27 protein-coding genes and 1 pseudogene are annotated in these 22,652 nt (G+C 68.1%); 18 read left to right on the forward strand and 10 right to left on the reverse strand.

Annotated elements, in window-relative coordinates; translation table 11 throughout:
* Positions 1-253, forward strand: a pseudogene (locus tag ABR571_RS13490) (hypothetical protein); the annotation flags it as partial.
* Between the two features lie 219 nt (positions 254-472).
* On the opposite strand, the gene ABR571_RS13495 reads toward ABR571_RS13490, so the two are convergent.
* Positions 473-1,213, reverse strand: coding sequence for a DUF932 domain-containing protein (locus tag ABR571_RS13495; RefSeq protein WP_409453722.1), 741 nt, complete (start codon positions 1,211-1,213; stop codon positions 473-475).
* 40 nt (positions 1,214-1,253) lie between these two features.
* On the opposite strand from ABR571_RS13495, the gene ABR571_RS13500 reads away from it, so the two are divergent.
* Together ABR571_RS13500 and ABR571_RS13505 are read left to right on the forward strand one after the other, a co-directional pair.
* Entirely contained in the window at positions 1,254-1,700 is a 447-nt protein-coding gene (locus ABR571_RS13500; RefSeq protein ID WP_409453723.1) for an SRPBCC family protein, read from the forward strand.
* A 36-nt stretch (positions 1,701-1,736) separates the two neighbouring features.
* Positions 1,737-2,519: a trypsin-like serine protease gene (locus ABR571_RS13505; RefSeq protein ID WP_409453724.1), complete on the forward strand. Its 783-nt coding sequence runs from the start codon at positions 1,737-1,739 to the stop codon at positions 2,517-2,519.
* Between the two features lie 162 nt (positions 2,520-2,681).
* Here ABR571_RS13505 and ABR571_RS13510 read toward each other — a convergent pair whose 3' ends face one another.
* Positions 2,682-2,897, reverse strand: a complete 216-nt coding sequence (locus ABR571_RS13510; RefSeq protein WP_409453725.1) for a hypothetical protein — start codon at positions 2,895-2,897, stop codon at positions 2,682-2,684.
* Positions 2,898-2,942: 45 nt separating this feature from the next.
* Here ABR571_RS13510 and ABR571_RS13515 point away from each other — a divergent pair, with 45 nt between their 5' ends.
* Together ABR571_RS13515 and ABR571_RS13520 are read left to right on the forward strand one after the other, a co-directional pair.
* Entirely contained in the window at positions 2,943-3,065 is a 123-nt protein-coding gene (locus tag ABR571_RS13515; RefSeq protein WP_409453726.1) for a hypothetical protein, read from the forward strand.
* 131 nt (positions 3,066-3,196) lie between these two features.
* Positions 3,197-3,412 (forward strand): hypothetical protein, encoded by a 216-nt coding sequence (locus ABR571_RS13520; RefSeq protein ID WP_409453727.1) that lies wholly within the window; start codon positions 3,197-3,199, stop codon positions 3,410-3,412.
* Positions 3,413-3,467: 55 nt separating this feature from the next.
* On the opposite strand, the gene ABR571_RS13525 is transcribed toward ABR571_RS13520, so the two are convergent.
* The 3 genes from ABR571_RS13525 to ABR571_RS13535 all read right to left on the reverse strand — a co-directional run bounded on the left by ABR571_RS13525 (position 3,468) and on the right by ABR571_RS13535 (position 5,182).
* Positions 3,468-3,908, reverse strand: a complete 441-nt coding sequence (locus ABR571_RS13525; RefSeq protein WP_409453728.1) for a VOC family protein — start codon at positions 3,906-3,908, stop codon at positions 3,468-3,470.
* Positions 3,909-3,940: 32 nt separating this feature from the next.
* On the reverse strand, positions 3,941-4,423 hold the full coding sequence (locus ABR571_RS13530) for a pyridoxamine 5'-phosphate oxidase family protein (protein ID WP_409453729.1): 483 nt from the start codon (positions 4,421-4,423) through the stop codon (positions 3,941-3,943).
* A 96-nt stretch (positions 4,424-4,519) separates the two neighbouring features.
* On the reverse strand, positions 4,520-5,182 hold the full coding sequence (locus tag ABR571_RS13535; protein WP_409453730.1) for a dihydrofolate reductase family protein: 663 nt from the start codon (positions 5,180-5,182) through the stop codon (positions 4,520-4,522).
* Positions 5,183-5,408: 226 nt separating this feature from the next.
* On the opposite strand from ABR571_RS13535, the gene ABR571_RS13540 reads away from it, so the two are divergent.
* Positions 5,409-7,949: a phosphoenolpyruvate synthase gene (locus tag ABR571_RS13540; RefSeq protein ID WP_409453731.1), complete on the forward strand. Its 2,541-nt coding sequence runs from the start codon at positions 5,409-5,411 to the stop codon at positions 7,947-7,949.
* 48 nt (positions 7,950-7,997) lie between these two features.
* On the opposite strand, the gene ABR571_RS13545 is transcribed toward ABR571_RS13540, so the two are convergent.
* From ABR571_RS13545 to ABR571_RS13560, 4 genes are all read right to left on the reverse strand, one after another.
* Positions 7,998-8,534, reverse strand: coding sequence for a GNAT family N-acetyltransferase (locus ABR571_RS13545; protein ID WP_409453732.1), 537 nt, complete (start codon positions 8,532-8,534; stop codon positions 7,998-8,000).
* A gap of 60 nt (positions 8,535-8,594) precedes the next feature.
* A complete protein-coding gene (locus tag ABR571_RS13550; RefSeq protein WP_409453733.1) occupies positions 8,595-9,179 on the reverse strand; it encodes a putative glycolipid-binding domain-containing protein in 585 nt (194 codons plus the stop codon).
* Positions 9,180-9,221: 42 nt separating this feature from the next.
* Positions 9,222-10,052, reverse strand: a complete 831-nt coding sequence (locus ABR571_RS13555; protein ID WP_409453734.1) for an aldo/keto reductase — start codon at positions 10,050-10,052, stop codon at positions 9,222-9,224.
* Positions 10,053-10,138: 86 nt separating this feature from the next.
* Positions 10,139-10,639 (reverse strand): hypothetical protein, encoded by a 501-nt coding sequence (locus ABR571_RS13560; RefSeq protein WP_409453735.1) that lies wholly within the window; start codon positions 10,637-10,639, stop codon positions 10,139-10,141.
* 99 nt (positions 10,640-10,738) lie between these two features.
* On the opposite strand from ABR571_RS13560, the gene ABR571_RS13565 reads away from it, so the two are divergent.
* A complete protein-coding gene (locus tag ABR571_RS13565) occupies positions 10,739-11,293 on the forward strand; it encodes a TetR/AcrR family transcriptional regulator (RefSeq protein ID WP_409453736.1) in 555 nt (184 codons plus the stop codon).
* Between the two features lie 295 nt (positions 11,294-11,588).
* Here the strand turns inward: ABR571_RS13565 and ABR571_RS13570 are convergent, their stop codons facing one another.
* Positions 11,589-12,209: a TetR/AcrR family transcriptional regulator gene (locus tag ABR571_RS13570; protein WP_409453737.1), complete on the reverse strand. Its 621-nt coding sequence runs from the start codon at positions 12,207-12,209 to the stop codon at positions 11,589-11,591.
* A 62-nt stretch (positions 12,210-12,271) separates the two neighbouring features.
* Here ABR571_RS13570 and ABR571_RS13575 point away from each other — a divergent pair, with 62 nt between their 5' ends.
* From ABR571_RS13575 to ABR571_RS13625, 11 genes are all read left to right on the forward strand, one after another.
* A complete protein-coding gene (locus ABR571_RS13575; protein ID WP_409453738.1) occupies positions 12,272-13,531 on the forward strand; it encodes a cytochrome P450 in 1,260 nt (419 codons plus the stop codon).
* A gap of 87 nt (positions 13,532-13,618) precedes the next feature.
* Complete coding sequence (locus ABR571_RS13580; RefSeq protein ID WP_409453739.1) at positions 13,619-15,628, forward strand: ATP-dependent helicase; 2,010 nt, start codon at positions 13,619-13,621, stop codon at positions 15,626-15,628.
* 117 nt (positions 15,629-15,745) lie between these two features.
* Positions 15,746-16,345, forward strand: coding sequence for a hypothetical protein (locus ABR571_RS13585; protein WP_409453740.1), 600 nt, complete (start codon positions 15,746-15,748; stop codon positions 16,343-16,345).
* A gap of 59 nt (positions 16,346-16,404) precedes the next feature.
* Positions 16,405-16,980, forward strand: coding sequence for a TerD family protein (locus ABR571_RS13590; RefSeq protein WP_409453741.1), 576 nt, complete (start codon positions 16,405-16,407; stop codon positions 16,978-16,980).
* An 84-nt stretch (positions 16,981-17,064) separates the two neighbouring features.
* Positions 17,065-17,643 carry a TerD family protein gene (locus tag ABR571_RS13595; RefSeq protein ID WP_409453742.1) on the forward strand — a complete coding sequence of 193 codons (579 nt, stop codon included), beginning with the start codon at positions 17,065-17,067 and terminating at the stop codon, positions 17,641-17,643.
* 13 nt (positions 17,644-17,656) lie between these two features.
* Complete coding sequence (locus tag ABR571_RS13600) at positions 17,657-18,793, forward strand: DUF475 domain-containing protein (protein WP_409453743.1); 1,137 nt, start codon at positions 17,657-17,659, stop codon at positions 18,791-18,793.
* 29 nt (positions 18,794-18,822) lie between these two features.
* Positions 18,823-19,596, forward strand: a complete 774-nt coding sequence (locus tag ABR571_RS13605; RefSeq protein ID WP_409453744.1) for a tellurium resistance protein — start codon at positions 18,823-18,825, stop codon at positions 19,594-19,596.
* Complete coding sequence (locus tag ABR571_RS13610; protein ID WP_409453745.1) at positions 19,593-20,171, forward strand: TerD family protein; 579 nt, start codon at positions 19,593-19,595, stop codon at positions 20,169-20,171. The genes ABR571_RS13605 and ABR571_RS13610 overlap by 4 nt, the downstream gene beginning before the upstream one ends.
* Positions 20,172-20,215: 44 nt before the next feature.
* The gene (locus ABR571_RS13615) at positions 20,216-21,490 is read left to right on the forward strand and encodes a toxic anion resistance protein (protein ID WP_409453746.1); all 1,275 of its coding nucleotides are present in this window, start codon (positions 20,216-20,218) and stop codon (positions 21,488-21,490) included.
* A gap of 47 nt (positions 21,491-21,537) precedes the next feature.
* Entirely contained in the window at positions 21,538-22,023 is a 486-nt protein-coding gene (locus tag ABR571_RS13620) for a hypothetical protein (protein ID WP_409453747.1), read from the forward strand.
* Positions 22,024-22,046: 23 nt separating this feature from the next.
* Complete coding sequence (locus ABR571_RS13625) at positions 22,047-22,610, forward strand: TerD family protein (RefSeq protein ID WP_409453748.1); 564 nt, start codon at positions 22,047-22,049, stop codon at positions 22,608-22,610.
* The last annotated feature ends 42 nt before the right edge of the window (positions 22,611-22,652 follow it).

Here is a 22,652-nt window from a genome sequence, read left to right on the forward strand (position 1 = left end):
CACCGGCGACGGACGCACCGACGCCGCAGTCTTCCGCCCCTCCACCGGCTACTGGTACGTGCGCGGCATGACCCCGATCCACTACGGCGTCTCCGGCGATGTCCCGGTGCCGGCGGACTACACCGGCGACCAGCGCGCCGACCTCGCGCTCTTCCGGCCCTCCACCAGCTACTGGTATGTACGCGGCGTGATGCAGATTCACTGGGGCGCCACTGGCGACACGGCCCTGCCCCCAGCCCCGCAGGCGCGCTGACCGTTCACGAGAACCGCCGGGTCCGGTCTGCTCGCCCGCGCGGCCGTTCAACACTTCTGGGCGGTCCCCAGCCGCCGAGGCTTTGATCAAGTCTCGTCATGCCGGAAGGCCCCCGTCATCTCGCTACAGGACGAAGGCCTCCCGGCGGTTGGGGACAGCGTTCAGGGCTTCCCGGGCTTCTTGGGAAGGGGCCCAGAGCTATGTCCGCAGATGGATGAACTAGACGTTTCCGCGGTGAACCCGGGCGAGTACCGCCAGGGCATCGGCGTCGGCCCTGGCGGTCGATCCGTCGATGGCTCGAAGTATCGTGCGCTCGGGGCGGCTTGGTTGTAGGTGTTTGCTTGTCGCCATCGTTCTGGCCCGGCCCTCCGCCTCCGGGACCGCGACGCGCGCATCCAGGAAGGCCTCCCAATGCTCGTCCGTGACTGTGGTGTCGACGAGGTGGTCGATCTCGGCGGCGAACTCGGCGCCGGAGTCGAACACGATCTGCAGGGCGTCCCGCGCGGTAGCGATGTTCAGACTGCTATTTCGGGTGTGCCGGACCTTGACCTGCGCTCCTCGTTCCCCACGGGCCAAGGCAAGGGTGTTGTCGCACACGATGACGGTCTGGACCCGCTTGTAAGTGGACGCGAAAGACTGGTCGTGTGACGTACAGACAAGCAGGTGCGGCCGGAACGCGACCCCAGTCTTGGTGACCAGGTTCTCCGGAGCCTCGAGCTCAACCCAGGCGATGCGGCCTTCGTTGAGCAAGCCGGCGGAACTGATGAACAGGCCGTCGTCGAGAAGCCGGGCGAGGTTGTCGAGCAGCCACGCACGGTACTGATGCAAGGCGTACCCCTCCCCGGCTACGCCGAGGATCGTGTTGGTGTCGGGCCCGATGACGGCCGCCGCGGCCCGCGGGTACCTCGTCGGTGTCGAGCGCGGCACCGCCGACACGAAGGACTGGCCTGTGATTGTCACGGAACGTACTTTCGAGGCTGCCAGGCCTGCGGCCGTCGTCGTGGACTACCTGAAAGACTTCGCCAACGCTGAGGAGTGGGACCCGGGGACCAAGAGCTGCGTCCAGGAAGGAACCGGACCGGTGGCCGTCGGTACTACGTGGCACAACGTCTGCGAGATCAAGGGCCGCGAGACCGAGCTCACCTATGAGCTGGTCACTCTGGAGCCTGGCCACATCACCCTCGTCGGGAAGAACAAGACGGCCACCTCGACCGACGACATCAGGGTCGTCGACGCTGCACCCGGAACGAGCACCATCACCTACCGGTCCGAGATCCAGTTCCACGGGCTGGCCATGCTCGCGCAAGCCTTCCTGAAGGGCGAGTTCGACAAGCTGGGTGACCAAACCCGCGACAGCATTACTGCGGCCATCGCCCGGCGACCGAGACCCGAGATCTACAAGATCGTTGGGCAAGCTGAGGTGCCCGGGGCCGGTACAGTGGAATGACCGTGTCTGGCTGACCGGCGAGCAGGAGCGGGCGAAATGAAACGTTCTCGAGGTGCGGCGCTCGCCGCCTTCATCGCGCTTCTCAGCGCGGGTGTGGTCGGCGCGGGTCCGGCGTCTGCGCTTGCCAATGGCACGGCGGCCACGCCGGGCCAGTACGCCTTCGCGGTGAAGCTGGTGATGACCAACATCCCGACCAGTACCGGCGGCACCTACGACAGCGGCTGCTCCGGCGCGCTGATCTCCCCCACGTGGGTGATCACAGCCGGGCACTGCTTCCACGACGTCAGCCGCAACCCGGTCAGTGGGCCCGTCCCTTACTCGACGACGGCGACGTTCAACACCGTCACCACCAACCCGACACCGACCACCGCAGTGACGTTCAGCATCGACACGGTGCAGCAATCACCTACCGCCGACATCGCCCTCGCGCACCTCAGCGGCGCCAGCGCCGCCAACAACCCGGTCCGACCGCTGCACCTGGCCGCCACGGCGCCAAGTAAGGGCACGATCCTCACCATGGCCGGCTGGGGCGCCACCCAAGCTGTGAACCCGACCCCGTCGAACCAGCTGTACTGGGGCCAGATGAAGATCGCCCGCTTCTCGTCGACAACCGTCAGCGTGACCGGCTACGCCCCCTCCTCGAACACCAGCGCCTGCCCCTACGACTCCGGCGCCCCCTACTTCACCTCAGGCGCAACGCCGCTACTCGTGTCCACCGAGTCGAACGGTCCGAACTGCCCACACACCACGGCAGAGACCACCGCCCGGATCGACAACCAGACCTCCTGGATCCACAAATGGGTGCCCGACCTCCCATAATGTGGCGATGCCTCAGACGGATTCAGCACGAGCACTGCCGTCCCGCAGGGCCGACGTACGCCTTATTGGCCGGCTGGCAGCGGCTTTCGGCGGCCGATCCGGTGAAGCCGCAGTCACCTGCCGGCCGGCGTGGAAGTCACGGCTGACGCTCAGCGGCAGTTCTCATAGCATCAGGTCCTCGGGGTCAAGACCTGGACGAGCCCGCAATAGCCGCGGGTTGTGACGCAGGTTTCCGTCCTCCGCGGAGGCGTCGGCAGTGACCTCGACGGCGAACGGCTCCACCACGGTGACGAGCGAGGGTTCGGCCGCACCCCACGCGAAGACACGCGAGAAGGTCTCGCCGGTGGGGTGCAGCAGTGGTGCTGTCGCCTTCTGCATGTTCCGATTGAGGACGGTTGTCGATCCGGCCTGCTCACGACGCCGATGGGAAAGCTCGATCTGTTGCTCGGCTATGCGCTCGCCTTCTCGGTCGTGGCACTGGCGCAGGTGGCTCTGGCCGTCGCCGTCTCGACCTGGCTCGGTCTCGACGTGGCCGGTCCGCTCTAATCACTCGTGCTCGTGGCGTTGCTCGACGCCTGGTTCGGGCTCGTGCTCGGCCTGTTCGCCAGCGCGTTCGCGCAGACAGAGTTCCAGGCCGTCCAGTACATGCCGATCATCGTGCTGCCGCAACTCCTCGTGTGCGGTCTCTCTTCCTTCCGCGCAACCAGATGGCCGAGTGGCTTCGGTACTTCTCCGACGCCATGCAGCTGTCCTACGCGGTGGAGGCTCTGCAGCACGTGACCGTCTCATCGGAGCTGAGTGCGTCATACGTCCGCGGTGCGGTCGTGCTGGCCGGCAGCGCCCTGCTCTCGTTGGCGCTGGCCGCAGCCACGTTGCGCCGGCAGACCGCCTGACCGGCGGGATCGGATGTCCGGCGGCTCGCAGGACGTCGCGGGCTGGCCGCCTGCGTCAGTCGATCCGCTCGGCCAGGGACACGATGATTCCGTCCGGTCCACGTACGTAGGCCATGCGCCAGACGTTCTCGTACTGTCCGATGCGGCCGACGAGGCCGTAGCCGTCTTCGGCCAGTCGGTCGACGGCTGCTTGAAGGTCATTCACCTGGAACGACACGTTGCGCAGCCCCAGTTCGGGGGACATCGCGGCGGGAGACCCGGGCTGGGAGTCGGGCCGCAGGAAACTCGACAGTTCCACGCCGCCGCCTCCGCCGGGCGTCCGCAGCATGACGATCTGGCTGCGGGAGTCAGGGATGCCGATGACGTCGTCGACGAACTGGCCCTCCATCAACATCCGGCCCTCTACCTCGAGTCCCAGGGCGAGGAAGAAGGCCGTCGCCTCGTCGAGGTCGGACACGGTGATGCCGACGTGGTCGAAGCGCGGTGCAAATGTCATCTGGGCGTCTCCGGTTCTCGTGGGCTGCGCAGTCATCCCTGCTTGGCGGCAACCATGCGTTCGACCGCGCGGGGCGCGGTCCGCTGGAAGTCGTTGAGCCGCACCCAGGTGGGGGTCACCTCGATGCGCATCATCGAGTCGTACAGCGCGCGCACCTGCTCCTCGAACCCGGCGTGCTGGTCGGCCGGCATCGTCCGGAACGACGCCTCGAGATATTCGTCCGGAACGCCTTCTTCCTCACGGAGCTCGGCCGTGCCGCGGACCAACAGGCAGCACGGGGGCGGGGACACGTCGATGGTGAGGGCGATGCGCGGGTCGCGGCGCAGGGCGGCGACCTTGTCCGAGATGGGAATGGTGAAGAAGAGGAACTTGCCCGCCCGCAACAGGTAACCGATGGGGACGGCGCGTGGGCTGCCGTCTCTCGCGGCGTAGGCGATCTGCATGATCGGTTGTCTGTCGACGAGGTCGAGGGTCACCGGATCGGTCAGGATCTCGTCGATCTGCGCTCTGTCCATGTCTCGCTCTCCGGTCATCTCGGGTCGGCCGGCGCCGGGCGGGCGCCGAACTGGTTGAACGGTTGTCGACATTCGCCGACGACGTAGGTCATGAACTCATGCCCGACGCGTGAAGGTCAGGTGGATCACGCCTTGCGGCGAAGCGACGGCCTCCACGTCGAAACGCTCGCGGAGCGCTTCCTGCCCGGCCCACAGGCTCACTCCGCGGCCGAGGACGACGGGAACCAGGACGACGTGCAGGTGATCGATGAGGTCGGCGTCGAGGAACTCGCGCACCGTGCTCGGGCCACCGCCTATGCGGACGTCGAGGTCGCCGGCGGCCTGCTGCGCTTCGGCGAGCACGTCCGCCGGCGACGCGTCGCGGAAGTGAAAGGTCGTGCCACCGGCCATTTCGATGGACGGACGAAGGTGGTGCGTGAGGACGAAAACAGGAGTGTGGAACGGCGGGTCGTCACCCCACCAGCCCTGCCACGACTCGTCCGGCCAAGGACCCGTCTGCGGGCCGAACTTGCCCCTGCCCATGATCTCGGCGCCGACGTCGCGCCAGTTCGTCTCGGTGTAGACGTTGTCGACACCTCGGCTGCCGCCCGGGCCCCGGCCCTGCATCTCCCGGCCCATGGCGGTGTCGAAGAACCACTCGTGCAGCCGGAAGCCGGCATGGCCGAACGGAGCGTCCAGCGTTCGGCCTTCACCCGTGGCAAAGCCGTCGAGGGAGACACCGAAGTTGTGGACGCGGGTGAGCTGAGGACGGGGAGTCATCGTGCAGACCTTCCGGGCGGCGGTTGCGACCTGTCCGATCGTGTCGCTCGGGCGCTCGCGCCGGCTAGGCATGAATGTCGCCTTCGACCGATGACGAACGTCATCGGATTCCGCGCCGTCCCTCACTTTCAAGCTATAGCGCAGTGGGGGGCTTGCGGCAAGCCCCCGGTGGTGCCGAAGAATCGCCCGCCGTGGCGCCCCGACCGGGCCGACGGGAAAGGAACAAATGACCGACTACGTGCTGGGTTTGGATCGGGTCGACGAGGGACAGGTCGCCGTCGTAGGCGGAAAGGGGGCGAACCTCGGCGCGGTGTCGAAGATCGACGGCATCGCCGTCCCGCCTGGCTTCTGCGTCACGGCAGAGGCGTTCCGCACGGCGATGGCGTCGCTGTCACTGGAGGATTCGCTGGATGAGCTGGCCGGGCTCTCCGCAGATGACCACGAGCGGATCCGCGCCGTGAGTGCCGAGCTCCGCGACGTGGTGGAAGGCACTGCCGTCCCGGACGACATCGCCGACGCCATCACGCAGGCGCTGGCCGCCGAAGGTTCGGACGAGCGGTACGCCGTGCGGTCGAGCGCCACCGCCGAGGATCTACCGTCAGCGTCGTTCGCCGGCCAGCACGACACCTACCTCGACGTCGCGGGAGCCCCGGCCGTGCTCCGCCACGTCGCCCGGTGCTGGGCGTCGCTGTTCTCGGAACGGGCGGTCAGCTACCGGCTGCGCAACGGCTACGACGGCCGCGCGGCGGCCATGGCCGTCGTGGTGCAGCGGATGGTCGACGCGGACGCTTCGGGCGTGCTGTTCACCGCCGATCCGCTCACATCCAACCGGACGGTCACGGTGATCGAGGCCGTCCGCGGATTGGGCGACGCCCTCGTCTCCGGCCGGGCAAACGCCGACGGCTACGCGGTCCGCCGCGGCGCAATCACGACGCGGACGATCGCCGGTGACCGACCCCTGCTCAGCGACGCGCAGGTCACTGAACTTGACCGCACGGCCCGGCGCATCGAGGCCCACTTCGGGGCGCCGCAGGACATCGAGTGGTGTCTGCGCGACGGCGCGATCCAGATCGTCCAGAGCCGGCCCATCACCACGTTGTTCCCCGTCCCGGATGTGGACGACGCCAAGTACCGCGTCTACCTGTCCGTGGGGCACCAGCAGATGATGACCGACGCGTGGAAGCCGCTCGGAATCTCCGTGTGGCAACTGACGGCGCCCGCACCCATGCGCGCTGCGGGCGGGCGGTTGTTCGTCGACGTGACCGACCGCTTGGTGTCGCCACCGGCCCGTGCCGGCTTGCTCCAGATGATCGGACGGCACGATCCGCTGTTCCGGGACGCTCTCGAAACGGCCATCGAACAGGGCGGGTTCCCGCCGTCACGGCCGGGCGACGGCCCCGCGCAGCCCTACTTCCCGCCGCCGGCGGAACCCATCGAGACCGATCCGGCGCTCGTCGCCGAGCTGATCGGCAAGGCGCAAGATTCCCTCACCGAGCTCGAGAAGGAGATCCGAACAAAGGCGGGGCCGGAGGTCTTCGACTACATCCGCCGCGACCTCCAGGAGGTCAGGCCCGGGCAGATCGACCCGCGCAGCCTCCCGGCCATCATGGCCGGGATGGAGGCCGCCTGGTGGATCAACGATCACATGCTCGAATGGCTGGGCGAGACCAACGCTGCCGACGCGCTCACCCAATCCGTCACGCACAATGTCACCTCCGAGATGGGGATGGCCCTGCTCGACGTCGCCGACGCCGTCCGCCGGCACCCGGAGGTCGTCACGTACCTCCAATCGGTGGAGGGCGACGACGGGTTTCTCGGCCACCTGCCGTCACTGCCGGGCGGCGATGAGGTGCGGGCGGAGATCCAGGCCTGGCTCGACCGATACGGGATGCGCTGCGTCGGCGAGATCGACATCACCCGGCCGCGATGGAGCGAGCGCCCCGGCATTCTCGTGCCGGTGATCCTCACGAACGTCCGCAACGTCGAGCCGGGCGAGCGTCAGCGACGTTTCGATCAGGGGCTGGCGGAGGCGCGAGAGACCGAACATCGTCTGCTGGGGCGGCTGCGCGAGCTTCCCGACAGCGAGGCCAAGGCCGCCGAGACCAAGCGGATGATCGACCGGCTCCGCACCTTCGCCGGCTACCGCGAGCACCCGAAGTACGCCATGATCAACCGCTACTTCGTCCTCAAGCAGGCCATCCTCCATGAGGTACGGCGGTTGGTGGCCGCGGGCGTGCTGGACGAGCTCGACGACGCCTTCTTCCTGACCTTCGACGAGCTGCACGACGCCGTGCGCACGGGCAGCGTCGACCGCGAACTACTGCTCCGGCGTCGAGAGGAGTTCCTCTCCTACCAGGCGCTGACGCCGCCGCGTGTGCTCACGTCCGAAGGGGGAACCATTTCCGGCCGGTTTCGGCGCGACGGGGTCCCGGCCCGCGCACTGGTCGGGCTCGCCGTCTCGGCCGGCGTGGTCGAGGGACGCGCGCGAGTGGTCCACGACCTGGGGGAGGCCGACCTCGAAGCCGGCGACATCCTCGTCACGGCGTTCACCGACCCGAGCTGGTCGCCGGTGTTCCTGACCGTCGCCGGCCTGGTCACGGAAGTCGGCGGCCAGATGACGCACGGCGCGGTGATCGCGCGGGAGTACGGGCTGCCGGCGGTTGTCGCCATCGAGCGGGCGACCCGGCTCATCGAGGACGGGCAACGCATCCGGGTGCACGGCACCGACGGCTACGTCGAGATCCTGCCGCCCGGTCAGCAGCGCTAAGTCCCGCGCGGCAGGCCCAGGGAGCGGGCCGCCTAGCGGGTGCCGCGCCTACGTGGGCGAGTGGTGCTCCGACCGCAGGATTCCCATCCGCACGATGTCCTCGTAGTGCCCGCGGACCCACGCGTGCTCGCGCTGCCGCCCTTCGAGGACGAACCCCGCCTTTTCGTATGCGCGGATCGCGCCGGTGTTGGACGCGATCGCTTGCAGATGGATACGGCGCAGGTTCCGGCGCACGAACGCGAACTCGACGAGTTGGGTGATCGCTGCCGTCCCGATGCCGCGGCCGCGGGCATCGGGTGTCAAGCTGATCCCGGCTTCGGCGTGGCGGGCCAGTGGGTCGAACTCGAACAGCGACGCGGTGCCCACCGCCCGGCCGTCGAATTCGACCACGAACGTCACGCTGTCCTCCGCTGAATCGCTTTCGGCGGCCCGGGCTCGGCGCGCTTCGTAAGTCGGCCGGGTCAGTGGAGCAGGTGCCGATGGGCTTCGCTCCTCCCAGGTCTCAAGATCCGCGGCGATCGTGAAGAACAGATCGGCGTCGTCGTCGGTGGGCGTGCGCAGCACCACGGTAGGCATGTCGGACATGGTCTGCACCGTAACTTCGCCCTGCGCGGTCGGCACAACAATTAGGGCCCTCCGCGGCCGTCATTTCACCCGTCGCGCGATCCCCGGATAGTCGACGACCAATCCCTGGACGTCATAGGCGATGCGGCACGCGAAATCGAATGTCGGAGCGGCGTAGTCGACGAGAACATCGGTGGGGCCGGTCTGGCTCCGTTCATAGAGCTGTTCGAGCCGCTCGACGGCCAGCCCGTGCGCGCGCACGTACACGGCGGGAACCGACACGGAGTTGCCGGGACGAGGATCCAGTCGCCGCAGCGGGAACGTGTTGGTCAGCGCCGACGACTCGAGATCGACGTCGAGGCATCCGTCCAGCACCGGCTCGTGGCGGCCGTCGACCGCCCAACCCCCGCGCCCGTCACCCTCGATCAGCACGCTCGACGGGGGACTCGATCCAGAGCGGCCCGTGACCTGCGCCCGTCGAGTGACGAACGAGGACGAGAGTTCGATCTCGTACGCGACCCACCACGGGACGCCCTCCTCGATCGCCGTCGTGGATCCCGTCACCGTCCATCCGGCGTCGGCACGCGTGATCGACGCGGCCTCGAATCCGCGCCGCCCACCTACGTGATCCCAGACGGCTGACGTCGGGAGGTCAGCGAAACCCATCGCCCGATGCTGCCTCCGAGAGCGGGCTGGGTGCGCCGCCGTTCACCACCAGAGGCTTTCCAGGGCGCGGTCGGTCCCGTTCGTCCGGTCCAGACCGTCGAGCGTGGCGACGTCGGCCTCGGACAGCTCGAAGTCGAAGACCTGCGCGTTCTGCTCGATGCGCTCTCGATGCGTCGACTTCGGCAGGACGATCAGATCCCGCTGCACGGCCCAGCGGATGAGCACCTGCGCCGGCGTCCGCCCCACGCGCTCGGCGATGTCGGCGACCTGCGCGTCGCCGAGGTGCCGGCCGGTGCCGAGCGGGCTGTATGCCTCGACCGCGACGCGACGACCGTCGCACGCGTCAAGCAGGCCGCGCCGGTACTCGAACGGGCTGAACTGGATCTGGTTGACCACCGGGTGCACATCGGCGATCGCGAACACGGCGTCGAGTTCGGACGCACTGAAGTTGGAAACCCCGATCGATCGCGCATAGCCGCGTTCGTGCGCGCGCTGCATCCCGTCCCACGCCCACGTCGGCCCACCCTGCGGCCAATGAACGATGTAGAGGTCGAGGGAGTCAACGCCCAGGCGCTCCAGGCTTCGCTGCGCCTCCGCCTCCGGGTCCTGCCGCGCCGGGTAGAACTTGGTCGTGATGAAGACGTCCTCGCGGGGGAGTCCGCTGTCGCGCAGCGCCTTGCCCACACTTCGCTCGTTGCCGTACGCCTGAGCGGTGTCGATGTGGCGGTAGCCGGCCTCCAGCGCCCAGGCCACCGCTTCCTCGCACTCGCGCCCGTCAGGCACTTGCCAGACGCCCAAGCCGACCAGCGGTATCTCGTTGCCGTCGGCGAGCGCGCGCGTGCGTCCGTCTGCCTCGCTGCTTACTGCTGCCACGGTGCGCTCCTCGCTTCGGCGACGTCCTCGCATCGAGGAAACGTCGTGTCCACCGAGCGTAGTGACGCGTTGCGCCTGGCCGACGGTCAGTGCATGGAGGTGACGGCCGGGGCCGTGAACGTCGCGGCAGCTCGATGAAGCAGGTACCGAGCGACGCGCTGGTGGACCGGTCGGATGAACGGCCACATAAACCGGGCCGACGAATTCCGGTAGAACACGAACGTCGTCAGAGTCGCTCGGGTGGGGGACTGCCGGCGCGCGACGATGACGCCGCGTGCGACCGGTCCGGCCGCCTCCAGCTGGAGCACGTCGGGGGATGAAGTCACGATCTGCCATCCGAGGATGTGGTCGGCGTCGGACTGTGGGCCGAGCCGGAAGCGGATGACGTCGCGGTGGACGCGACGGATGAGTAGACGCAGGCCGGCGGGCGCGTCCTCGAGCGCCGTCCGCACCCACTCCTCGGCCGAATGGCTGTCGGGGTGGTCGAGGCGGACCTCGAACGAGTCGGCCTCGTCATAGACGCTGCTGTCGAGAAGTGGCTCGGGTGCCACGGCGATCTGATCGACTCGGAACGGTTGAGATCTCATGACCCTCCTCCGCAGACGGAGCGGCGATCCATACAGTGCCGTATCTATACGCTAAAGTATGGTTCGTTCATCCGTCAACCCGAGGGAGCGCGACGCAGCATGCCGGCAGCCATTCAGACGCCGCGGTCGAGCTGGATCGAGGAAGGCCTTCGCGCCCTCGGCATCGGCGGTCCCGATGCTGTGCGGATCGAAAGCCTGGCCCAAGCCCTCGGCGTGACCAAGGGCGGCTTCTACTGGCATTTCGACGGCCGGAACGCATTGCTGCGAGAGATGCTTGACAGCTGGGAACGCGTCGTCACTGAAGAGGTGATCGTCCGGGTGGAGGCCGACGGTGGCGACGCGCGCACTCGCCTGCGGCATCTCTTCACGATCGCGACCTCGATCGACGACATGCTCAAGGTCGAGTTGGCGGTCCGCGAGTGGGCCCGCCGCGACCAGGCTGTGGCCGAGCGACTTCGGCGACTCGACAACCGGCGCATGGACTACATGCGCTCGCTGTTCGGCGCCATTTCCAGCGACCCGGCTGACGTCGAGGCACGCTGCCTCTTGGCATTCTCGTTGTTCCTGGCCAACGACTACATCGCGGCCGACCATCCCGGCCGCCGCTCACGATCGACGGTGATCAAGACGGCGACGGAACGCCTGCTCATGTGAGGTAGCGCCCGGCTTACCGAAGAGCTCCGAAAATTCATTCTGAAGCCGTCGTCCGACGCCCGTTTCTGTCGTACTCACGTTCTAATGCCTGGGTCCGCGCCCAACTGGACGAGCCGTTCCACCACCAGCCCGCGGGCTCGTGCCGGCCAACCCGCCGCTGCCGGCAGCGCCCCGGTTGCCGCGCGCACCGCGTCGGGCATCGTCGTGGTCGGCCGGCCGAGAAGGCGGCGCAAGTCGCCGCTCCCGACACACATGTCGCCACGAGATCGTCGGTTCGACCAGCGTCTGACGGAACTCAGTGGCTGACCTGACTGGCGCGCACCGCAGGCGACACCCAGCGCGTGAGATAGGCCCGCAGCTCAGCCGGTGACCGCTCGGGATCGCCGGGGTCGATGACGAGCGACTGCAGGGTACGGAGCAGGTGCTCGACCAGCTCGCGCTGCTCGTCCCCGTCGACGCCGGCCTCGACCCAGTCCACCGGCAGGTCGGCCAGCAAGGAGCGTCCCAAGGCAATCGACGAGGGAGCCGTCAGGCCGGCCAGCGTGGTGCTGATCCGGCCCGGCGCGATCAACCGGTTCAGGGCGGGGTCGTCGCGCAGATGCTCGTAGACGTAGGCCACGACCTCGGCCGCTGCGTCACCGGCGTCGCCGCCGGTCTCGACGAGATGCTCGCGGACGTGCGTGCCGAGGTGCGAGACGAGGTCAGCGACGGCGTCCATCGCGGCCGCGTTGAGGAGGTCATCGGTCGTTGCGTAGTACCGATACACCGTCTGCCGGGTCACGCCGAGGAGCTCGGCGATCTCCGACGTGGTGGTGGCGCCGACCTCGGCCAGGCGTCGGCGGGTCACGTCGAGGATGCGCGCCCGCGCCTCGTCGTCCGTGCTCGGCGGGCACCCGCCCCAACCGTGGGTCCTCATCCGGTCCTCCCTTGACGACCATACACTTTCATGTTTTTGTACATCCAACAACGCCGATCTGTATGATCGCGCTTACGGAAGGAACTGCCGTGTCCGTTTCAGCCCCCGCAGGATTCGACCTGACGGATCCCGATGTCAACTGGGCCGGCGTGCCGCACGAGGAGTTCGCCGCCCTGCGGCGCACGGCGCCGATCTCGTGGGTCGAGCAGGCGCCCGAAGCGCGCGCGGGCATGGAAGGCACCGGCTACTGGGCGATCACGAAGCACGCCGACGTCTCTGCGGTCTCGATGAACAGCGCGGTGTTCTCCAGCTGGCAGAACGGCGCGATCATCCGGCTGCCCGAGACGACAACGCGCGAATCGGTCGAGCTGACCCGAGTGGTGATCATCAACCAGGACGCGCCCACCCACACCCAGATGCGGCGCATCATCTCGCGCGGTTTCACTCCGCGGGCGATCAGTGCACTCGACGACGTCATGCGAGCCAGGGCCGAACGGGTCGTCACTGCGGCGGTCGCCGGAGGCAGCGGCAACTTCGTCGCGCAGGTCGCGGCGCAGCTTCCGCTGGAGACGATTGCCGACCTGCTCGGGGTGCCGGCCGAGGACCGGCAGAAGCTCTTCGACTGGACGAACCAGATGACCGCTTCGGACGACCCCGAGTTCGCCGGCGACCCGCAGGCGGCGTCGATCGAGGTGTTGATGTACGCGATGGGCCTTGCCGCGGAGCGGGCCGAATCGCCGCGCGACGACCTGGTGACCAAGCTGATCAACTTCGACAAGGACGGCGAGGGGTTGACCGACGACGAGCTCGGGTTCTTCGTCATCGCCCTCGCCGTGGCCGGCAACGAGACGACCCGCAACGCGATCACGCACGGGATGAACGCGTTCTTCGACCACCCGGACCAGTGGGGGCTCTGGAAGCGCGAGCGGCCGGAGACGATGGTCGACGAGGTCGTCCGCTGGGCGACCCCGGTCACCTCGTTCCAGCGCACCGCGCTGGAGGACATCGAGCTCGGGGGGGTGCAGATCCGGGCCGGGCAACGCGTCGGCCTGTTCTATGCCAGCGCCAACCATGACGAGGACGTCTTCACCGACCCGTTCACGTTCGACATCACCCGCTCACCGAACCCGCACCTCGCCTTCGGCGGCCACGGCGCGCACTACTGCATCGGGGCCAACCTCGCCCGCCTGGAGATCAAGCTGATCTTCGAGATGCTCGCCGACCTCGCGCCGGACATCACCCGGACCGACGCGCCGACGCGCCTGCGGTCGGGCTGGCTCAACGGCATCAAGACCTTGCCGGTCCACTACACCGCCTCGTAGTCGGCGGCGCGGTGGCGCTGTGCCGCGACGGGGGGCGGCCCGGCGTGTCATCGGGGCGGCCAGCCCGGTGCCGCTAAAGTCGAACACATGTTTGACACGCACTGGTCTGACGGTCTCGATGTCGATCAGTTGGCGGCCGCCGAACACGGATCCGGCCCGCTCGTCATCGTCGCCGGCGCGGGAACCGGCAAGACCCGCACGCTGACCGCTCGCGTCGCCCGGTTGCTCGAGGCGGGCGTCGCGCCCGAGCGGGTACTGCTCCTGACCTTCACCCGCCGGGCCGCCGCGTCGATGACATCCCGAGCGGCTGCGCTCTGCGGTGATCCCGAGGCGGGGCGGCGGCTGTGGGGCGGCACCTTCCACGCGGTGGCGCACCGCCTCGTCGCCGAGCACGCCGCGCACCTCGGTCTGTCGGCCGTCACCGTGCTCGACCCCAGCGACGTCGTCGACCTGCTCGACCTGCTGCGTGAGGAGCACGGGCTCACCGGCAACGAGGTCCGGGTGCCGACCAGCCAGGCGCTGGCCGACGTCTACTCGCGTGCGGTCAACACCGGCCGGCCGGCCCGCGAGGTGATGGACACCGAGTTCCCGTGGTGCATCGACCATGCCGACGCCATCGTGGCGCTGTTCCGCGCCTTCGTCGCCCGCAAGCGGCAGCGGGGCCTGCTCGACTTCGACGACCTCCTCGTCTGCTGGCGCGCGCTCCTGCTCGACCCGGTCGTCGGCGCCCGGTTGCAGGCGCGGTGGGATTGGGTGCTCGTCGACGAGTACCAGGACGTCAACCGGGTGCAGGTCGACCTCGTCACCGCGCTGCGGCCGAGCGGTATCGGGCTGACCGTTGTCGGCGACGACGCACAGGCGATCTACGGCTTCCGCGGTGCCAGTGGCGACCACCTCCGCCAACTGCACGAGGCGCTGCCCGATTCAACTCTGGTCCGGCTCCAGCGCAACTTCCGGTCGACCCAGCCGGTGCTCGACCTGGCCAACGTCATCAGGCCGGGGGATGGGAACCTTCGCGTGCGTCTGACGGCCGATCGCGCCGGCGCCGCGGCCAAGCCGGTGCTGGTGAAGTGCCCCGACGCCGACGGCGAGGCGCGGACGGTTGCCGACACGATCCTCGCTGCGCAAGAGAACGGCCTGGCGCTGCGCGAGCAGGCGGTCCTCATGCGTTCGGCCAGCCACAGCAAGGCGCTGGAGGTCGAGCTGACCGTGCGCCACATCCCGTACGTCAAGTACGGCGGGATCCGGTTCAGCGACACCGCGCACGTCCGCGACTTCCTGGCCGCCCTGCGGCTGGCGAGCAACCCCGCCGACGAGCTGGCCTGGTACCGGCTGCTGTGCCGGCACCGCGCCATCGGCAAGGCCAGCGCCCGCACCCTGGTTCCCTTGCTCGTCGACGCCGACGACGCACACGATCATGCTGCCGTCGTGGCCGCGGCGCCGCCGAAGGCCCGCACGAATCTCGCGACCACCCTCGCGCATCTGGCGTCGGCCCAGGCGGCAGTGGGCAGCAGCCCAACCGTCGAGGCCTGCCTCGCGGCAGTGCGCCCGCTCGTGCGCAGCCACTACGTCCACTGGGTCAGCCGGGTGGACGACGTCGACCGGCTCGCCGCCTCGGCCGCGACCAGCGCCGACCTGGCTGCCTTCGTCGCCGAGATGACGATCGACCCCGCGTCGTCCAGTGCCGACTACGCGAATCAGGCGCACCGCGACGAGGACTACCTGATCCTGTCCACGGTCCACTCGGCCAAGGGGTTGGAGTGGACAGCGGTCCACCTGATCCATGCCGTCGACGGCGCGTTCCCCTCCGACATGGCTCTGGGTGCCGACGACGGGCTCGCCGAGGAGCAGCGGCTGTTCTACGTCGCCGCCACGCGAGCCCGGGACACACTGTCGATCTACACACCGTTTCGAATGCCCACGCACCCGACGAGCATGCACGCCCGCCACGTGCTCGCGAAGCCGAGCCGCTTCCTCACGGACGACGCGCTCGCCACGGTCGACATCGTCGAGCCCGTGCCGACGAGTCCTGCCGCCGCCGTGCCCGCCGTCGCGGCTCGCGTCCCGATCCCGGCGATGGAAGAACTGTTCAGCTAGTCCAGGGTTACGCCGACCAGCTGGGTGCTGAGTTCAGCGCACCGGCGGGCACGCAACGGGCGCTCAGGGTCGAAACGTCATACTGGGGACTGGTCGCGCCCATTGGGAGGGGATCGGGTGGTCGACGAAACCGAGCCGGAGGTTGAGTCGGACCTGCGCCGTCGCGCCGCGTGGCTGCTGGGCATGCTGGGTGTGGTCGCGGTGCTGTTCGTCGTCGTCATGACCGTGCTCATCAGTAACGACAAACCCAAGGACGACAGCGGCGGGGCGGGACCTCTGGACGACGTCGCCACCTCGCACGCCACGTCGCCCACCGCGTCGAAACCTCGAACCACCGCCGCGGCCCGTACCTCGTCGACATCGAGCACATCGCCCACCAACCCGCGCCCGGCGTCGTGCCCGACGTCGCAGCGCTGCGCGCTGGACGACGACATCGGTAACGCCGTCGCTGCGGTGAACGCCTACCGCACCCAGCACGGTGAGCCCGCCGTTCCGGGCAAGGTCTCGGCGCCGGCCAAGGAATGCGCCCTGCGCAACGGCAACGGCTGCTCCGGCGGGTGGGCCGAAACCACGCTGTCGGCACCGGACGGGCAGGCGGCGGTCAAGAACATCCTCCCATTCGCCAAGCTGCTGTCGCCGATGCAGTCGTTCGGCGTCGGGTGGGCCTACGACCCGGCCAGCAAGGAGTACTTCTTCTCGATCGTGCGCAACGACTGAAGTGCCCGATCCGACTAGGGTCTGTTGCATCCCTACCATCGTCGCGAACTGGAGCAGCCGTGAGCGTGAACCTCACCAAGGGCGGCAATGTGTCGCTCACCAAGCAGGCACCTGGCCTCACCGCCGTGATCGTCGGCCTGGGCTGGGATGCGCGAACCACCGACGGCAAGGCGTTCGACCTCGATGCCAGCGCGATCGTCTGCAACGCAGACGGCAAGGTGCTCAGCGACAAGCACTTCGTCTTCTTCAACAACTTGACCACCCCGGACAACGCCGTCCAGCACACGGGCGACAACCTGACCGGAGAGGGCGGCGGCGACGACGAGCAGGTGCGCGTGAATCTGGCCGGACTGCCGCCCGAGGCGGCGCGAGTCGTGTTCCCCGTCTCGATCTATGAGGGCGACACGGCCGGACAGACCTTCGGCCAGGTCCGCAACGCGTTCATCCGGGTCGTCAACCAGGCCGACGACTCCGAACTCGCCCGCTACGACTTGTCCGAGGACGCGTCCACCGAGACCGCGATGGTCTTCGGCGAGTTGTACCGCAACAACGACGAATGGAAGTTCCGCGCCGTGGGCCAGGGATACAGCGCCGGGCTGACCGGCATCGCGCGCGATTTCGGGGTCAACGTCTGACTCCGGAACGCGGGGGCCATTCGGGACGTTCCCACTACAGTCGAGCGATCGGGGACGGTCGCGACGAAGCGGAGGGTTGAAGGCATGAGCGTAAGCCTGAGCAAGGGTGGAAACGTATCGCTGTCCAAGGAGGTGCCGGGCCTGCAGGCCGTGCTCGTCGGCCTCGGCTGGGACGTCCGCACGACCACCGGTGCGGATTTCGACCTGGACGCCTCGGCGCTGATGGTCGGCACCAACGGCAAGATCCTGTCCGACCAGCACTTCATCTTCTTCAACAACCTGACGAGCCCCGACGGGTCGGTCGAGCACACGGGCGACAACCTGACCGGTGAGGGCGAGGGTGATGACGAGGCGATCAAGGTCAACCTCGCTGCGGTGCCGCAGGAGGTCGACAAGATCGTCGTGACGGTGTCGATCTACGACGCCGACAACCGCCAGCAGTCCTTCGGCCAGGTCCGCAACGCGTTCATCCGGGTCGTCAACCAGGCCGACAACAACGAGATCACCCGCTACGACCTGTCCGAGGACGCGTCGACCGAGACGGCCATGATCTTCGGCGAGCTGTACCGCAACGGCGCCGAGTGGAAGTTCCGGGCCGTCGGCCAGGGCTACAGCACGGGCCTGTCGGGCATTGCCCGCGACTACGGCGTCAACGTCGGCTGAGGCGGGGTAACTGGTGTTGCTCCGCACCTTCGGCGGTTCATTCGGGATTGCCGCGGTCGGGCTCGTCCTCGGCTACATCTATGGCGGCGGTAAGGGACTCGCGCTGGCGGCGATCCTCGCTGTGCTCGAGGTGTCACTGAGCTTCGACAACGCGGTCGTCAACGCGACCGTGTTGGTGCGGATGAGCCCGTTCTGGCAAAAGATCTTCCTGACCGTCGGTGTGGCGATCGCGGTGTTCGGCATGCGACTCGTCTTCCCGCTGCTGATCGTCGGCATCACGGCCAGCCTGACGCCGGTCGAGGCGATCCGGCTCGCACTGGACAAGGGTGATCCCGCCAAGCACGGCACCTACGGCTATCTGCTGCACCAAGCGCACCCGGCCATCGCGGCGTTCGGCGGCATGTTCCTGCTGATGCTCTTCCTGGACTTCATCTTTGAAGAGCGCGAGATCACCTGGCTGTCGTGGATCGAACGGCCGTTGGCCCGCATCGGCAAGCTCGACCAGCTGTCGGTCGTCATCGCGCTGGGCGCGCTCGCGGTTTCGGCCTACACGTTGGGCAAGCACGCCGACACCGCACAGCCGGACCGGATCTCGACGATCCTGGTCTCCGGGGTCCTGGGCATTGCCACCTACCTGCTGGTGAACAGTTTGGGCGAGTTCTTCGATCAGGACGAGGACGAGGACGGAGACGGCGACTCCGACGCGGACGACCTGCAGGCGAAGCTCGAGAAGAACAAGACGATGCACGTCGTCGGCAAGGCCGCGTTCTTCCTGTTCCTGTATCTCGAGGTCCTGGACGCATCGTTCAGCTTCGACGGCGTGGTCGGCGCGTTCGCCATCACTTCCGACCCGATCATCATCGCCATCGGTCTCGGCATCGGCGCGATGTTCATCCGCTCGCTGACGGTGTATCTGGTCAAGAAGGGGACGCTGGCCGAGTACGTTTATCTGGAGCATGGTGCGCTCTATGCCATCGGCGCGCTGGCGGTGCTGTTGCTGATCACCATCGAGTACGAGGTGCCCGAGGTCGTCACCGGCCTGATCGGTGTCGCCTTCATCGGCGCCGCGCTCGTCTCTTCGATCATCCGCAACCGGCGCGCCGATGCCGAGGGCGACCCGGCGCCCGAGCGCGCTCCGGCCGCTGTCTGAAGAGGGTTCACGAGGTCTGAGAGGCAGTCATGGGAATCGACTACACCAAGCGGCCGGCCACGCCCGAGCCGGTTGTTCCGCCACCGCCTCCGGGCATCCCGCCACCGCCGCCGGCCGGACAGCCTGTCCCACCGGCGCCGGCATCGATCGTTCCGCCGCCGCCGGCCGTGGCTCCGGGCGCGCCCGCCGCGTCTGTCTCGCTGTCGAAGGTGACGCTGACCAAGAGCGCGCCGTCGGTGTCCTTGACCAAGCATGGCGGGTCGCGCGGTGTGCTGGCGGTCAACTTGAACTGGGACGCCAAGCCGCCCGAGAAGGGCTTCTTCAAGAAGTACTCGCAACTCGATCTGGATCTCGGCTGCCTGTACGAGTTCAGCGACGGCAGCAAGGGAGTCGTGCAGGCACTCGGGAACGCGTTCGTGGCGGGCAACCGGGCCGGCCGCCAACTCGTCCGCCTCGACGGTGACGACCGGTCCGGGCAGAACACCGGCGGCGAGAACATGACGATCGACCTCACCGATCCCTCGTTGATCAACCGTGTTCTCGTCTTCGCCCTGATCTACGAAGGGGCGGCGAACTGGGCCGCGGCCAAGGGCGTCGCAACGCTGACCCCGGTCGGCGCGCCGCCGATCGAGGTGCTGCTCGACGACCCCCGTGACGGTGCGCGCATCTGCGCGATCGCCATGATCACCAACGAGAACGGCGAGATCGTCGTCCGCCGCGAGGTGAACTACCTCAACGGGGCGCAGCGCGCCCTGGATGAGGCCTATGGCTGGGGCATGAACTGGACCCGAGGTCGCAAGTGAGTGTCAGCCTGTCCAAGGGACAGAAGGTCTCGCTGTCAAAGGAGGGCGGCGCCGGCCTGACCAAGGTGCGCATGGGCCTGGGCTGGGATGCCGCCGCGGTCAAGGGCCTGTTCGGGCGCAAGCGCGCGCAGACGATCGACCTCGACGCGTCCGCGCTGCTCTTCGATGCGGCGGGCGTGCTCGTCGACCAGGTGTGGTTCCAACAGCTGACGAGCAAGGACGGCTCCGTCCAGCACACCGGTGACAACCTCACCGGCGCGGGCGAGGGCGACGACGAATCGATCCGCGTCGATCTGTCGCGGGTGCCGGCTCAGGTCAGGACGTTGGTTTTCACCGTCAACTCGTTCACCGGCCAGGACTTCTCGCAGATCGAGAACGCGTTCTGCCGACTCGTCGACGACACGAGCGACAGCGAGATCGCGCGCTATGAGCTGACCGGATCGGGGAGCCACACTGCCCAGATCATGGCCAAGGTCGCCCGCGACGGTGCGGGTTGGTCGATGACCGCCATCGGAGTTCCGGCCAGCGGCCGGACGTTCAAGGATCTTTTGCCCGCCATCGCCGGGCATCTGTAGCACCATATGTTCCGACGCACGCATCGCAGGTAGGAGTTCTCGCCATGTCCGAGCTCGATCTCGGTTCCACCGCAACCCCGGCAACCACCGCGACGACGGCCGCTCCGGTCGCCGCCGGCGGGCTCGTCCTCAGCCCGCCTGCGCCCGTCCCGATGGTGAAGGAGGAGGAGGCCGCCGGCGCCATCCCGGTCGACGACGCGAAGAAGTCCCAGCTGGCCGAGCGGGCCGCGGCGTTCGCCGCCGAGTTGGCTGGGCTCGACACGCGCTCACCGGAGTTCACCAAGAAGGTCGACTCGATCACGTCGATGGGCGACAAGGAACTGCGCGCGTCGGCCCAGGTGTCGAACCGGATGCTCGACCGGCCCGCCGCCGTGATGAAGGCGGGCAAGGGCGGTGCCGGCGGTGACGCGCAGACGCGGGTGGCCACCACGCTGAACGAGCTCCGCAACACCGTCACCGACCTCGACCCCAACCGAGCCGACCTCACGGGCGTGAAGAAGGTCCTCAAGTGGCTGCCGGGCGGGGACAAGATCCAGAAGTACTTCCAGAAGTACGAGTCCGCGCAGACGCAGCTCAACGCGATCATCAAGTCGTTGGAAGCCGGCCAGGACGACCTCCGCAAGGACAACGCGGCGATCGAGACCGAGAAGGCCAACATGTGGACGACGATGGGCAAGCTCAGCGAGTACAACGCGCTGGCATCGGCCCTCGACGAGGCGATTACCAACAAGGTGGCCGAACTCGAGGCCGCCGGCAACGCCGAGGCCGCGAACACGCTGAAGTCGGACGCGCTGTTCGCCATCCGCCAGCGGCGGCAGGACATCATGACGCAGATGGCCGTGTCGGTGCAGGGCTACATGGCGCTCGACCTGGTGCGCAAGAACAACATCGAGCTGATCAAGGGCGTCGACCGCGCGCAGACGACGACGATCTCGGCGTTGCGCACAGCGGTGATCGTGTCGCAGGCGCTCGCTCGCCAGAAGCTCGTCCTCGACCAGATCAGCGCGTTGAACGCGACGACGTCGAACCTGATCGAGTCGACCTCGCAGCAGCTGCGGGTGCAGGGCGCCGCGATCAACGAGCAGGCGGCGAGCAGCACCGTCGACATCCAGAAGCTGCAGGCCGCCTTCGACAACGTCTTCCAGACGATGGACGCGATCGACTCGTTCCGCTCGCAGGCCGTCGACTCGATGGCGCAGACGGTCACTGCGCTGGAGGGCCAGATCGAGCGGGCCAAGCCCTACCTCGAGCGCACCCGCCGCGGCGAGGCGGGCGGCGCCGACTTCGGCGGCGGGCAGCCCCCGGCGCTGCCGTCGTGAGCGTGACCGCCTGGGCCTCATGACGTGCTGCTCATGACTCGACCCTCATGACCTGGTTCCGGCGCGGACACGAGAGCCCGCCGGCGGAGCCGCAGCCCGAGGAGGACAACGACTCACCGGACAAGCTGCGGCTCCGGCTGTGGGAACTCGTCCAGTTCATCAATCGCAACGCCGGCAAACTTCCGGTGGAGGCCGTCGTCATCGCTCGGCAGGCCACCGACAGGATCCGCGAACTCATCGAGACGTCCTCCGATCACGATCTCGACGTGTATGCGGTCGTCTCGATCAACGGCATCGTCGGCGACTACCTGCCGACCACGCTGCGCACGTACCTCAATCTCGACCCGGCAGCGACCGAGCGTGCCGGTCCGTCCGGGCGGACGCCACGTGAGGCGTTGCGCGAGCAGGTCGAGTCGCTCGCGCTGGCCGCCGACGAACTCTTACAGGCGACCCAGGCGCACGATGCCGACCGGCTGTTCTCGCAGGGGAACTTCCTGAGGACGAAATTCACCCGTTCCGACCTCGACCTCTGACCGCTACTAGGGTCGACTCCGAGATGGCTGAGATGAAGCGCGGGGCGAACGTCGCCCTGACCCGCGAGATACCCGGGTTGCGGTCAGTCGTCCTGGGCATGAGCTGGAACGCCGGTGCCGAGCGCGTCCTCGACGACAACCTCGTCTTCGCGGCGATCCTGTGCGGCCCAGACGGTCGGGCGCGCAGCGATCAGGACTTCGTGTTCTTCAACCAGCTCGCGGCCCCTGAGCAGTCGGTGCAACAGCTCGAGCAGGCGCTCGGCGGCGACAACGAGCAGATCGTGGTCGATCTGGCCGCGGTTCCGGCCGGCATCGAGCGGATCGCCGTCGTTCTCTACGTCAACGAGGGTCCGGCCCAGCGCCGCACGCTCGGTCAGCTTCGCTCGTGTGTGATCCGGGTGCTCAACGCCGCCGACAGCCGTGAGCTCGTTCGCTCCGAGGAGTTGGCTTCCGCTTTCGAGGGCGAGACCGCCGTGGCGCTCGGCGAGGTGTACCGGCACGGCGCCGAGTGGAAGTTCAAGGTGTTGGGGCAGGGATATTCGCGTGGCGTCACTGGCATCGCGGCCGACTACGGGATCCCGCTGTGACCGTGGGGCCGGCCGGGCGGCGCGAATGATCGCCGACCCCTC

The sequence above is a fragment of the Jatrophihabitans sp. genome (assembly GCF_046262535.1).
Classification (GTDB): domain Bacteria; phylum Actinomycetota; class Actinomycetes; order Mycobacteriales; family Jatrophihabitantaceae; genus Jatrophihabitans.